Below are 13,078 nucleotides of genomic sequence, written 5' to 3'. Positions count from 1 at the left end.
CTATCCCGTGAAGATTCAACTGCGCTATTTCGCCTCCATTCGCGAAGCTGTCGGCACCGGCAGCGAGTCGCTGGACACGGCGGCCGGCACGCTGGCTGTCCTGCGCGACGAGCTGATTGCGCGAGGTGGTGCCTACGCCGAGGCGCTGGCGCGTGGCCGGGCGGTGCGTGTGTCGCTCAACCAGACCATGACCGACGAAGCCGCCGCGCTCAGCGAAGGCGCGGAAGTGGCCTTTTTCCCGCCCGTGACCGGAGGCTGAGCATGAACGCCCGCGTCAGCATCCAGACCCAGGACTTCGACCTCAGCACCGAGGTCGCCCGGCTGCGCGAGCAGGACAAGCGCGTGGGTGCCATCTGCACCTTCGTTGGCACGGTCCGTGACCGCAACGATGGCCAGAGCATCAGCACCATGGAGCTGGAGCACTACCCGGGCATGACCGAGAAGAGCATAGAAGCCATGATCGACGAGGCGTTCAAACGCTTCGACATCTACGCCGCGCGCGTGATTCACCGCGTCGGCCTGCTGCAGCCGCTGGACCAGATCGTGCTGGTCGCCGTGACCTCCGCGCACCGGGGCGAGAGCTTCCAGGCCTGCGAGTTCCTGATGGACTACCTCAAGACCCAGGCGCCGTTCTGGAAGAAAGAACAGACGCCGGAGGGTGCACGCTGGGTGGATGCGCGGGTCAGCGACGACGCGGCGCTGGCCAAGTGGGGCATCCAGAGTCAGAACGCCTGACCGCCCCTGCTGACATGGCGCCCACGATCCTTTCCGACGCCGATATCGAGGCCATCGAGCGCGCCACGCTCGATGCCGTGTCGCCCGAGCGCGTGGAGTCGCTGCCCGGCTGGTTGCTGCCCATGGACAGCGGCACCGTGGGCCGTGCCCGCAGTGCTGTCCCTCTGAGCCATGCCGCGGCCGACCCGGCGGTGCTCGACGACATCCTCGAACGCTACGCCGACCAGGGTTTCGTGCCGGCCTTCCGCCTGCCCGATGGACCGGCCTTCGAAGCCCTGTACCGGGGGCTGCAAGCGCGGGGCTTCGCGCGCGCCCAGCCGACGCTGACGCAGTGTGGCCGTGTACAGGACCTGCGGATGGCGCAGACCGGGCCGGTGGCGGACCTTGCGGACACGCCCGACGCCGCCTGGATGGCGATGTTCCTGGGCGAAGGCCTGGACCCGGTGGATGGTGCGAGCCGTGCCCGCTCGCTGAGCCGGGCCACCGGGACGCTGTTTGCCAGCCTGCGCGAAGACGGGCAGACGGTGGCCTGTGGCGCCGCGGCCTATGGGCACGGCTGGCTCAGCGTGCACGGCATGCGCACCGTCGCCTCGCACCGGGGCCGGGGCCTGGCCGGGCGGGTGTTGCAGGCCATGGCCGAAGAGGCCTTGCGCCGCGGGATTCACCGGGTGTTTCTCCAGGTCGTCTCGGACAACGGGCCGGCACTCGCGCTGTACCGCCGGCTGGGTCTGAACACCGCCTGGACCTACGCCTACTGGCGCCGCTGAGCGGCGCCGGTCCAGACGGCCCCCAGAGGGCGGGGATCGGCTGATCTGCGTCAAGACGATGTGGTGCACGCGGGTGCAAGCTGGAATGATCACCTTGAAAACCCGGGGAATCGCTCCAAATGCCGGGTAATCAAATTTTCCGGAGAGCTCTTTCATGCGACTCGACAAACTCACCACCAAGTTCCAGGAAGCCCTGAGCGAAGCCCAGACCCTGGCGCTCGGCAACGACAACGCCTACATCGACCCGGCCCACCTGCTGCTGGCCATGCTGCGCCAGGCCGACGGCCCGCAGTCGCTGCTGCAGCGCGCGGGCGTGAACGTCCAGGGCCTGGCCAAGGCCGCCGAGGCGGCTGTGAAGCGCCTGCCCGAAGTGCAGGGCCAGGAGCAGGTGCAGGTCGGATCCGATCTGGCCAAGCTGCTGCAGGCCACCGAAAGGGAAGCCATCAAGCGCGGTGACGAGTTCATTGCCGGCGAGCTGTTCCTGCTCGCCGTGGCCGACAGCAAGGGCGATCTCGGCCGCATCGCGAACGAAAATGGCCTGACCCGCAAGAGCCTGGAAAGCGCGATCACGGCGGTGCGCGGCGGCCAGAAGATGGACAACCCCGAGGCCGAGGGCCAGCGGGAAGCGCTGAAGAAATACACCATGGACCTGACCGAGCGCGCCCGCCTGGGCAAGCTCGATCCGGTGATCGGTCGCGACGACGAGATCCGCCGCGCCATCCAGGTGCTGCAGCGCCGCACCAAGAACAACCCGGTGCTGATCGGCGAACCCGGCGTGGGCAAGACCGCGATCGTCGAAGGCCTGGCCCAGCGCATCGTCGCCGGCGAAGTGCCCGATTCGCTCAAGGGCAAGCGTGTGCTGTCGCTCGACATGGCCGCGCTGCTGGCTGGCGCCAAGTTCCGCGGCGAATTTGAAGAGCGCCTGAAGACGGTGCTCAACGAACTGGCCAAGGACGAAGGCCAGACCATCGTTTTCATCGACGAACTGCACACCATGGTGGGGGCGGGCAAGGCCGAAGGCGCTATGGACGCGGGCAACATGCTCAAGCCCGCTCTGGCGCGCGGCGAGTTGCACTGCGTGGGCGCGACCACGCTGGACGAATACCGCAAGTACATCGAGAAAGACGCCGCGCTGGAGCGCCGCTTCCAGAAAATTCTGGTGGGCGAGCCGACGGTGGAGGCGACCATCGCCATCCTGCGCGGCCTGAAGGAACGCTACCAGGTGCACCACGGCGTGGACATCACCGACCCGGCCATCGTGGCTGCGGCCGAGCTCAGCCACCGCTACATCACCGACCGTTTCCTGCCCGACAAGGCGATCGACCTGATCGACGAGGCGGCGGCCAAGATCAAGATCGAACTCGACTCCAAGCCCGAGGTGATGGACAAGCTCGACCGCCGGCTGATCCAGCTGCAGATCGAGCGCGAAGCCGTCAAGAAAGAAAAGGACGAAGCCTCGCAAAAGCGGCTGACCCTGATTGAAGAAGAGATCACCCGGCTGCAGAAAGAGATCGCCGACCTCGACGAAATCTGGAAGTCCGAAAAGGCCACGGCCCAGGGCAGTGCCCAGGTGCGCGAAGAAATCGACCAGTTGCGCCAGCAGATCGAAAGCCTGACCCGCAAGGGCGACCTGGCCAAGGTGGCCGAGCTGCAGTACGGCAAGCTGCCCGAGTTGGAAAAGCAGCTCACGGAAGCGCAGGAAAAAGAGTCCGGCAAGGCCAAGGGCGGCGCGGGTGTGGGCCCGCAGCTGCTGCGTACCCAGGTCGGCGCCGAAGAGATCGCCGAGGTGGTGGCGCGTGCCACCGGCATCCCGGTCGCCAAGCTGATGCAGGGCGAGCGCGACAAACTGCTGGTGATGGAAGACAAGCTGCACACCCGCGTGGTGGGGCAGGACGAAGCGATCTCCGCCGTGGCCAATGCCATCCGCCGCTCGCGCTCGGGTCTGTCCGACCCGAACCGCCCCACCGGTTCCTTCCTGTTCCTCGGCCCCACCGGCGTGGGCAAGACCGAGCTGTGCAAGGCCCTGGCCGGCTTCCTGTTCGACAGTGAAGACCACCTGATCCGCATCGACATGAGCGAGTTCATGGAGAAGCATTCCGTGGCCCGCCTGATCGGTGCGCCGCCCGGCTACGTGGGTTACGAAGAAGGTGGCTACCTCACCGAAGCCGTGCGCCGCAAGCCCTACAGCGTGCTGCTGCTTGACGAGGTGGAGAAGGCGCACCCGGACGTGTTCAACGTGCTGCTGCAGGTGCTGGACGACGGCCGCCTGACCGATGGCCAGGGCCGCACCGTGGACTTCAAGAACACCGTGATCGTGATGACGAGCAACATCGGCTCGCACCTGATCCAGGCCATGGTGGGCCAGCCCTACGACGACATCAAGGAAGCCGTCTGGGGCGAGCTCAAGGACAACTTCCGGCCCGAGTTCCTGAACCGCATCGACGAGACGGTGGTGTTCCACGCGCTCGACGCAGAGCACATCGCGTCCATCGCCGGCATCCAGCTCAAGGCTTTGCAGGCCCGCCTGCAGAAGATGGATCTGCGGCTGGAGGTGGCACCCGCCGCGTTGGCCGAGCTGGCCAAGGTCGGTTTCGACCCGGTGTTCGGTGCCCGGCCGCTCAAGCGCGCGATCCAGCAGCGCATCGAGAACCCGCTCTCCAAGCTGTTGCTCGAAGGCAAGTACCCGCCGAAATCGGTGATTCCGGTCGGTGTGGATCCGGTGCGTTACCCGGGCGTGTTCGAGTTCGGCGAACCCATCGAAATGGCCTGATGAAGGAGAACCGTCGGACGGTCGTTATCGGGGGATAGACGGTCGCACTGGTAACAGGTTGTTGCCATTGCCTTGCATTCGAACAAGAGGCGGACGGTATAAATCCTGGGATATATGCCGAATTCGTCACAGTTGCTCGATCAATGTTTTGATGAGGTCGCCCGCCAGGCGAAGCCTTTGCTGGGCCGTTGCGTCGAGTCGGCGGTGGCTTCGTTGCAGGCGGCTGAAACGAAGTCCAGCGCGGTGGCCGAGCGCCAGCGCCTGGCCCAGGCCTGCTGGGGATTGACACAACGCAAAGGCGCGCTGATCGATACCTACCCGGTGCGCTTGCGCGAGGCCTTTGAGCGGGGAGGGGGCGAGGGCGGGCGAACGTCGTCGCTGGCTCTGCTGTCCGACTCGTCGTTGCTGGCGCTGGTGGACGACCTGTCGGTGTCCGAATCCCTGGAGTCGGCCCGCCTGCTGCAGGACCTGATGCCGGTGGTCGAGCAGGCCCTGACGGCGCTGGATGCGCGCATGAGTTCGCTCATCGGCTTCGAGACGGTGCAGGTGGAGAAGAACCCGCTGCGTCCCTCGGTGTTCGTGCGGGTGCTACGCGACCTCATTGCCGAGTTCGAGCGCGAGCCCGAGATCCGGTCCCTGTGGTTGCAGCACCTGGCCAGCCCGCTCGGCCGCGGGCTGTGCCAGCTCTACGAGCAACTGGCGCTGCGGCTGCAGCAGGCCAATGTGCAGGAAGCGGGCTATCGCATCCGCCTGGTGGAGGATCCGCAAGCGGGCTCGGGCCCGGCCTCAGCGCGGCGCGATCCATGGACCCGCGACGCGCAGTCTTTTGAACCCGCTGTGACCGGGCGCGGCGATCGGTATGAGGCGCTGCCGCCCATGACGGCCCTGGCTGGCACGCAGGCACGGGTGGACCATCAGGTGTTCCACGATTTCCTGGCCGACCAGGGTGACCGGTTCGAGCAGGCGCTCGATTCGGGTTATTACGACCAGTTGTTGCGCGAGCAGCGGATCGCCCAGGCCGAGGCCGATCTGCCCCTGCTGGACGAGGTGGTGGTCGATCGCGAGCGTGTGCAGTTCCGCGGCCTGCCGGTCGTTGACCGGCCTGCGCGAGCGGTCAGCATCGGTTCGCAGCTGGGAACGGACCACTGGGGCGCCTACGCCGCCCCGCACGAGCGCACGCGGGTGTTGCTCGACCTCAAGCAGCAAGCCGAGCGCGTGTCGCAGGCGGTGGGCCTGGACCTGGTTCGCAAGCTGGTCAACCAGGTGGCGCGCGATCCGCTGCTGCTGGCGCCGGTGCGCGAGGCGGTGGTGGCGCTGGAGCCGGCCCTGCTGCGGCTGGCGATGGACGACCCCCGGTTCTTCGCCAAAGACCAGCACCCGGCCCGCCTGCTGGTCGAACAGGTCGCGCAGCGCAGCTTCCGCTTCAACGACGAATTCTCGGGCGAGTTCGAGCAGTTCCATGCGCCGGTGCGCGAGGCCGTCAATGCCCTCAACGCCTTGCCCGGCGCGACGCCCGAACCCTTTGCGGTGGCGCTGGAACACCTGCGGGAAGACTGGGCAAGTGCCGACCAGGCCGAGGCGGAGGCGCAGGCGCAGCACCTGCAGGCCCTGCATTTCGCCGAAGCACGCCAGGAGCTGGCGGACCAGGTGGCGTGGGAAATCAGCCTGCGACCCGACGTGTTCAATGCGCCTGCGGCGGTGCTGGATTTTCTCTACGGCAGCTGGTCGCTGGTGATCGCGGAGGCGCAACTGCGCCATCCCGACAGCGGCCCTGACCCGCTGGGCTACCGGGCGCTGATCTCGGATCTGCTGTGGAGCGTGCGCCACGAGGTCACGCTGCACCAGCCGCGCAAGCTGATCGAGATGCTGCCGGGTCTGCTGCAGAAACTGCGAGCCGGGCTGGGCATGCTGGACAAACCGGCAGAGGAAACCCAGACCTTTTTCGATGCCTTGATCCGCTACCACGAGCCGGTGCTGGCGTTGCGCCGGGCCAGCGCCCGGTCCCAGGCCGGGACTTCGATGCCGGGGGCGCTCGAGACCCCGGTGGTTGCCTTTCCGGAAACGGACAACCTGGCCGAGGCGCCCCGGCCGCGGGTGGCAGACACGCCCTGGCTGGCGGCGCATGAGCGGGTCGAGGCCGGGTTCCAGGATGCGCCGGCTGCGGTTACACAGGTGGAGGAGGACTCAGCGGCAGCGCCGCTGTCCACCTCCAGCGAAGAGCCGGATGAAGGGTTGGAAACCGCAGGCGTGCTCGCCAGCCTGCATGTGGGTGACTGGGTGGATCTGCAGGCCAGCGGACAGTGGCTGCGCGCCCGGCTGGTCTGGGCCAACGCCCGGGCCACGCTGTTCCTGTTCACCAGCCGGGGCGGCCACCCGCACACCATGACCCGGCGCAGCTGCGAAAAGCTCATCCGCCAGCGCGGGTTGCGGCCGCTGGCGGTGCGGCCGGTGGTCGATGCCGCCATCGACGCGGTGGTCAAGGGCGTGCCCGGCGCTCCCGCTCACGCCTGCGTCGTCGCCACCGAAGCGGTTCCGGCCTGATAGGGGCACAACCCCTATCTCCGGGGCGGCGTCTTTTTTATGATGGCACCATGACCCAGACCCCGCCCGACCTCCCGATGCGCGCCCTGTTTGACGCGCAGTACCGGGCCAGCCGCTCCCAGATCGACGTGCCGCTGGCGCTTCGGCTCGACCGTTTGCAGCGCATGCGGGCCTTGATCGACGTGCACGGCGCAGCGCTGGCCGACGCGGTGCAGGCCGACTTCGGCGTGCGCTCCCTGCAACTCACCGAAGTGGCCGACTTTTTTGTGCTGCGCGCGCTGCTGGGCGATCTGGAGAAGCACACCGGCGCCTGGATGAAATCGCGGCGCGTGTCCACACCGATCTACCTGCAGCCCGCGAGCGCACACATCCAGCGCCAGCCGCTGGGCGTGATCGGGGTGATCGGCCCCTGGAACTACCCGCTGCAACTCACGCTGGGTCCGGCCGCCACGGCGCTGGCGGCGGGCAACCGCGTGATGATCAAGCCCAGCGAGCTCACGCCGCACACCTCGGCGTTGCTGGCCGAGGTGTTGAACCAGGCCTATGCGGCCGACGAGGTGTGTGTGGTGCAGGGCGGGGCGGACGTGGCGCACGAGTTCGCCAGCCTGCCGTTTGACCACCTGTTCTTCACCGGCTCCACCGCGGTCGGTCGCAAGGTGGCGGCGGCGGCGGCCGCCAACCTCACGCCGACCACGCTGGAGCTGGGCGGCAAGTCACCCTGCATCATCGACGCCTCGTGCGACATCGCCAGCGCCGCCATCAAGATTGCCCACGGCAAGCTGCTCAATGCCGGGCAGACCTGCATCGCACCCGACTACGTGCTGCTGCCGCGCGGGCGCGAGGCCGAATTCGAACAGGCGTTTGCGACGGCCGTGGTGCGCCTGTTCCCCACCATTGGCGGCAATCCCGACTACACCAGCATCGTCAGTGACCGGCACCATGCGCGCCTGCAGTCGCTGTTGTCAGAGGCCCGGACGCAGGGGGCCCGGGTGGTGGAGATTCGTGCCTCGGTTGTGGAGGGGGCACACACGGTGGCCCAGGAACGCCAGATGAACCCGGTCCTGGTGTTTGATACCCCGTCCGGTCTTCGCCTGATGCGCGAGGAGATCTTCGGCCCCATCCTGCCGGTGCTGACCTACAGAAAACTGGACGACGCCATCGCCGCCATCAACACCGGGCCACGCCCGCTGGCGCTCTACTGGTTTGGCAGCGACACCGGCGCGCGCGACCATGTGCTGCGCAACACGGTGAGTGGCGGTGTGACGGTGAACGACACCCTGCTGCACATTGCCCACGACAACCTGCCATTTGGTGGCGTGGGAGAGAGTGGCTGGGGCGCCTACCACGGTGAAACGGGCTTCCTGCGTTTCACGCAGCAGAAGTCCGTGCTGGTGCAATCGCGCTTCGCGATGGGCAGCCTGTTTTACCCGCCGTACGGCAAGCGCTTTGAACAGGTGATGGGGCTGCTCAAGCGCTGGCTCTGAGCGCCGGGGCGATCAGCTGTTGAGGGTGTTGTCCCCGTCGCTGTACATCACGAGCGGAATCGGCTGCAGGTAACCCTGGAGCTGCAGTCCGTGTGCCAGCTCGGAGACGTCATCCCCCAGCAGCATGGAAAGCTCCCGCTCGCTGCGCCGTCCATTGGCCATCAGCAGCAGGCTGTGGGCTTTGCGCCCGATCTGGCCCGGGCGTGCGAGCGCGTCCCAGGCCTTGGGTGTTTTGGCGAACCGTTCGATGCTGGCCATATGGTGCTCCCTGTGCGTGTGACTTCAGTCCAGCAAGATACGGGCCGGCCGTGACAGGGGCATGACAGGGCCGCCAGCGCCCGATGGCCGGGCACCTTGCACCGCGAGCGGGCGCTATGCTCTCGCCAGCCGCCACCGAAGCACCGACATGAAGCCCAAGAACCCCGACATCACCTTTTTCCACAACCCCGCCTGCAGCACCTCGCGCAACGTGCTGGCCATGGTCCGCGAGGCGGGCTTCGACCCGCTGGTGGTGGAGTACCTGAAGACACCCTACACGCGTGAACAGCTGGCAAACCTGTTGAAAGCCATGAACCTGCGCCCGCGCGACGTGATCCGGACCAAGGGCGATCTGTACGCGCAGCTCGATCTGGCCCGGCCCGACTGGAGCGACGACCAATTGCTCGATTTCATGGTGAACCACCCGGTGCTGGTCGAGCGGCCCATCGTCGTCACGCCGCTGGGCACGCGCCTGTGCCGGCCCAAGGAGCGGGTCTGGGAGGTGTTGCCCGTCGAGCGGCCCGCCTGATCAGGCGGACGCCGGTCGACCCGGCCCGAAGCGTGTGGGTGGCTGGCCCAGTGCGGCGCGGAACATGGCGGTGAAGGCGCTGTCGCTCGCGTAGCCGCTGGCCGCGGCCACCTGGCTCACGGGCGTGCCGCGCGCCAGCATGGGCAAGGCATGGGCCAGCACCACCTGCTGGCGCCAGCGCTGGAAACCGGTGCCCAGCTCCTCGCGAAACAGCCGCGCCAGCGTGCGTTCGCTCGCACCGCTGTGCGCCGCCCAGGCGACCAGCGTGGCGTGCTGTGCGGGTGCGTTCATCACGGCTTCGCACAGCGCGCGCAGCCGGCGGTCGCCGTGTTGCGGGTCGGGCATGGGCACACCCAGTGGCTGGGTGGGTGCGTTCGCGATCTCGGCCAGCACGAGCGTGGCCAGGGCCTGCTGCTGGGGCGCTTGCTGCGCGTGGGGCTGGTCCATGCCACGCACCAGCTCGCGCAGCAGCGGCGACACCACCAGGACGCGCGAACAGCGCCAGTCCGCTGGCACCACCGACGCGTCGATGTAGAGAGTGTGCAATTGCGAGGCTTCGAGCATGGTGACAGCGTGCCGCGCCCCCGGCGGGATCCAGACCGCGCGCGATGGCGGCACGATGGTGGTGGTTTCGAACGCGGGGGCGTTGCCGGTCGGGTCTCCTGGCGTGGACACCGTCACCTGCAGCAGGCCGCTGGCGCAACAGGCGAGCTGGCCCCAGGGGTGGTGGTGCGGCTCGAACTGGGTGTCATGCCCCATGGCGCGTGCGCGGCAGCGCACCGGCCGCGCCGGCGTGGGTTCAAAGGGGTCGGTGTCGCCGACAGGGACGGCCTGGCGCGGGCGGCGGGGTTTCATGGGTGGGGCAGGGCGGTTTGGCTGGAATTCGACAGGAATTGTCTTTTTATCGCAAAAGAGCCTTGCCTGCCCACCCTACCATTGGCCGCATGAACACCGCCACCCTGGGCGCCACAGCGCCAGTCAACCCCATTCCCCTCAAGCAGGATGCTTCCGTTATCGGGCTGGTCGGCCTGGCGCACGGCACCTCGCACTTCTCCCACCTGCTGCTCGCGCCACTGTTTCCGGTGTTCATGCGCGATTTCGGCCTGAGCTATTCCGACGTCGGTCTGCTGATGAGCATCTTTTTCATCATCTCGGGCTCGGGCCAGGCCATGGCGGGCTTCGTGGTGGACCGCATCGGCGCGCGGCCGGTGCTGTTTGTGGCGATCACGTGTTTTCTGCTGGCGGCGCTGGCCGCCTCCATGGCCACGGGTTACATGGGCCTGGTGCTGGTGGCGGTGCTGGCCGGCCTGGGCAACGCGCCGTTCCACCCGGCGGACTTCACCATCCTGAACCAGCGCGTGTCGGCGCCGCGCCTGGGCCACGCCTTCAGCGCCCACGGTCTCACCGGCAACCTCGGCTGGGCGCTGGCGCCCGCGTTCCTGGTCGGCATCACCGCGCTGGCCGACTGGCGCACCGCGTACCACGCCGCCGCACTGCTCTACGTGGCCGTTCTGGCCCTGCTGTTCTGGCAGCGCGACAAGCTGCGCACCGAGGTGCACGTGCGCCACGCCGACGCACCCAAGGGCTCGGACCTGGCCTTCCTGAAGTTGCCCGTGGTGTGGTGGTGTTTCTCGTTCTTCCTGCTGTCCACCATGACGCTGGCGGTGGTGCAGAGCTTCGCCCCCTCGATCCTGAAAAACCTGCACGGCGTGAGCGTGGAAGCGGCCACGCTCACCATCAGCGCCTACATGCTGTGCGGCGCCTTCGGCATGCTGGTGGGCGGCTTCGTGGCGGCGTACACGAAACAGAGCGACCGCGTGGTGGCGCTGGCCATGTCGGCGGGCGCCGCCTTGCTGCTGGTGTGTGCCACCGGCTGGCTGGGTGCCACCGGCACCATGGTCGCGCTGGCGGCCACCGGTTTCGCCGTGGGCGTGGGCGGCCCGAGCCGCGACATGATGATCAAGAAAGCCACGCCCAAGGGTGCCACCGGCCGTGTCTACGGCACGGTGTATTCGGGTCTGGACGTGGGCTTTGCGATCTCCCCGCTGGTGTTCGGTGGCTTCATGGACCAGGGCTGGTACGCGCTGACCCTGGCGGGAGCGGCGGTGGTCCTGTTCATCTCGGTCTACGCGGCCATCGGTGTCGGCCGCAGGACAGCTTGAATCCCTGCGCGCGGCAAAATGCCGGCATGACACAAAAGCTCGCCGGACACCTGCTCGTTGAATGCCTGATCGCCCAGGGCGTGACCCACGCCTTTGGCGTGCCGGGCGAAAGTTACCTCGCCGTGCTCGACGGCTTTCATGCCCACGCCGACCGCATCCGTTTCGTGATGAACCGGCAGGAGGGCGGCGCCGCCTTCATGGCCGAAGCCCAGGGCAAGCTCACCGGGCGACCGGGCATCTGCTTCGTGACCCGCGGACCGGGCGCGACCAACGCCTCCATCGGCCTGCACACCGCCTTCCAGGACTCCACGCCCATGGTGCTGTTCATCGGCGATGTGGCCAGCGACGCGCGCGACCGCGAAGCCTTTCAGGAGGTGGACTACCTGAGCTTCTTTGGGCCGAGCACCAAGGGCATGGCCAAGCGCGTGGAGCGCATCGACGATGCGCGCCGCATCCCCGAATACGTGGCGCGCGCCTTCGCCACCGCCATGAACGGCCGGCCCGGTCCGGTGGTGCTCGTGCTGCCCGAAGACATGCTCACTCAAACCGTGGACGTCGAACCGCTGCCGCGCGTGGAGCCGGTGCAGGCCTGGAGCGACCCGGGCGCGCTGCGCACCCTGCGCGAACTGCTGTTGCAGGCCGAGCGCCCGCTGGTGATCGCCGGCGGTGGCGGCTGGACGCCGCAATCGGCTGCGGCCCTGCAGCGCTTTGCTGAAAACTGGCAACTGCCGGTGGCCAACGCCTTCCGCTTCCAGGACTGTTTCGACAACCACCACCCCAACTACGCGGGCGACATCGGTCTGGGCATCAACCCGGCACTGGCCGCGCGCGTGCGCGAGAGCGACCTGCTGATCGCCATCGGCCCACGACTGGGCGAATCGACCACCGGCGGCTACACGCTGATCGAAGCGCCGGTTCCGAAACAGAAACTGGTGCACATCCACGCCAGCGCCGAAGAGCTGAACCGCGTCTACCAGGCCACGCTGGCGATCAACGCCACCATGAACGCGGCGGCGCGCAGCCTGGAGGTGCTGACCGCGCCACCGGGTGTTGCCTGGGGCCAGTGGACACAGGCCTGCCACGCCGATTACGAAGCCAACGTGGACGTGGGCAACGGGGGCATCGTGCTGCCCGGCACGATCGACATGCCGGCCATCATCCACACGCTGCAGCAGCACCTGCCGGCCGATGCCGTGCTCACCAACGGCGCGGGCAACTTTGCGTCGTGGTTGCATCGCTTCTTCAAATACCACGGACTGGTCAAGGGTCACAAGACCCAGCTCGCGCCCACCAACGGCGCCATGGGCTACGGCGTACCGGCGGGGATCGGGGCGGCCATCCTCACCGGGCGCACCGCCTTCACCATCGCGGGCGACGGCGACTTCCTCATGAACGGCCAGGAGCTGGCCACGGCCGTGCAGCACGGCGCCAAAAGCATCGTGCTGCTGCTCAACAACGGCACCTTCGGCACCATCCGCATGCACCAGGAGCGTGAGTACCCGGCGCGCGTGAGCGGTTCTGACCTGAACAACCCGGACTTCTGTGCACTCGCACGGGCCTATGGCTACGCAGCCGAGCAGATCACCCACACCGCCGAATTCGAGCCCGCGCTGCTGCGTGCCCTGGCGGCGCCCGGCGGCACGGTGATCGAAGTGATGCTCAGTGAAGAAGTCATCACCACGCGGGGCACCTTGTCGGCCATACGCGACAAGGCGCGGGCATAAGACCTGTCGCAGGCCGATTTTTCGGCGAAATGTAAATAGATCACAAAACGCCGGGCAACCACGCGCTATCTGTCCAGCCGCCGTTTTTCTAAAGTTCCTCCATCAACA

At 67.5% G+C, this 13,078-nt stretch carries 11 protein-coding genes; 9 read left to right on the top strand and 2 right to left on the bottom strand.

Translation table 11 applies throughout. From position 1 onward, the window contains the following. Positions 1–7: 7 nt before the first annotated feature. The 6 genes from moaD (at position 8) to ACN5W5_RS18495 (ending at position 8,297) form a co-directional block, all read left to right on the top strand. A complete protein-coding gene (gene moaD, locus ACN5W5_RS18520) occupies positions 8–259 on the top strand; it encodes a molybdopterin converting factor subunit 1 (RefSeq protein ID WP_420049934.1) in 252 nt (83 codons plus the stop codon). Positions 260–261: 2 nt separating this feature from the next. After that, complete coding sequence (gene moaE / locus ACN5W5_RS18515) at positions 262–735, top strand: molybdopterin synthase catalytic subunit MoaE (protein ID WP_290966480.1); 474 nt, start codon at positions 262–264, stop codon at positions 733–735. A gap of 14 nt (positions 736–749) precedes the next feature. Continuing rightward, on the top strand, positions 750–1,502 hold the full coding sequence (locus ACN5W5_RS18510; RefSeq protein WP_420049933.1) for a GNAT family N-acetyltransferase: 753 nt from the start codon (positions 750–752) through the stop codon (positions 1,500–1,502). Between the two features lie 154 nt (positions 1,503–1,656). After that, entirely contained in the window at positions 1,657–4,272 is a 2,616-nt protein-coding gene (gene clpB, locus ACN5W5_RS18505) for an ATP-dependent chaperone ClpB (RefSeq protein ID WP_420049932.1), read from the top strand. A 114-nt stretch (positions 4,273–4,386) separates the two neighbouring features. Continuing rightward, positions 4,387–6,813, top strand: coding sequence for a DUF1631 family protein (locus ACN5W5_RS18500; protein ID WP_420049931.1), 2,427 nt, complete (start codon positions 4,387–4,389; stop codon positions 6,811–6,813). Positions 6,814–6,863: 50 nt separating this feature from the next. Continuing rightward, positions 6,864–8,297, top strand: coding sequence for a coniferyl aldehyde dehydrogenase (locus tag ACN5W5_RS18495; RefSeq protein WP_420049930.1), 1,434 nt, complete (start codon positions 6,864–6,866; stop codon positions 8,295–8,297). 12 nt (positions 8,298–8,309) lie between these two features. Here the strand turns inward: ACN5W5_RS18495 and ACN5W5_RS18490 are convergent, their stop codons facing one another. Beyond that, the gene (locus tag ACN5W5_RS18490; RefSeq protein ID WP_420049929.1) at positions 8,310–8,555 is read right to left on the bottom strand and encodes a hypothetical protein; all 246 of its coding nucleotides are present in this window, start codon (positions 8,553–8,555) and stop codon (positions 8,310–8,312) included. A gap of 148 nt (positions 8,556–8,703) precedes the next feature. On the opposite strand from ACN5W5_RS18490, the gene arsC reads away from it, so the two are divergent. Beyond that, entirely contained in the window at positions 8,704–9,084 is a 381-nt protein-coding gene (gene arsC, locus ACN5W5_RS18485) for an arsenate reductase (glutaredoxin) (RefSeq protein WP_420049928.1), read from the top strand. Here the strand turns inward: arsC and ACN5W5_RS18480 are convergent, their stop codons facing one another. Continuing rightward, positions 9,085–9,939: an AraC family transcriptional regulator gene (locus tag ACN5W5_RS18480; protein WP_420049927.1), complete on the bottom strand. Its 855-nt coding sequence runs from the start codon at positions 9,937–9,939 to the stop codon at positions 9,085–9,087. It lies immediately after the preceding gene. 89 nt (positions 9,940–10,028) lie between these two features. On the opposite strand from ACN5W5_RS18480, the gene ACN5W5_RS18475 reads away from it, so the two are divergent. Together ACN5W5_RS18475 and ACN5W5_RS18470 are read left to right on the top strand one after the other, a co-directional pair. Continuing rightward, a complete protein-coding gene (locus tag ACN5W5_RS18475) occupies positions 10,029–11,246 on the top strand; it encodes an MFS transporter (protein ID WP_420049926.1) in 1,218 nt (405 codons plus the stop codon). Positions 11,247–11,272: 26 nt separating this feature from the next. After that, positions 11,273–12,970, top strand: a complete 1,698-nt coding sequence (locus tag ACN5W5_RS18470; RefSeq protein WP_420049925.1) for a thiamine pyrophosphate-binding protein — start codon at positions 11,273–11,275, stop codon at positions 12,968–12,970. Positions 12,971–13,078: the final 108 nt, after the last annotated feature.

Origin of the sequence: Hydrogenophaga sp. ZJX-1 (assembly GCF_048590325.1) — a bacterium.
In the GTDB taxonomy this organism is placed as follows: domain Bacteria; phylum Pseudomonadota; class Gammaproteobacteria; order Burkholderiales; family Burkholderiaceae_C; genus Hydrogenophaga.
The sequence above is the reverse complement of the archived record's forward strand: the minus strand, read 5'-3'. Positions and strand labels throughout refer to the sequence as shown.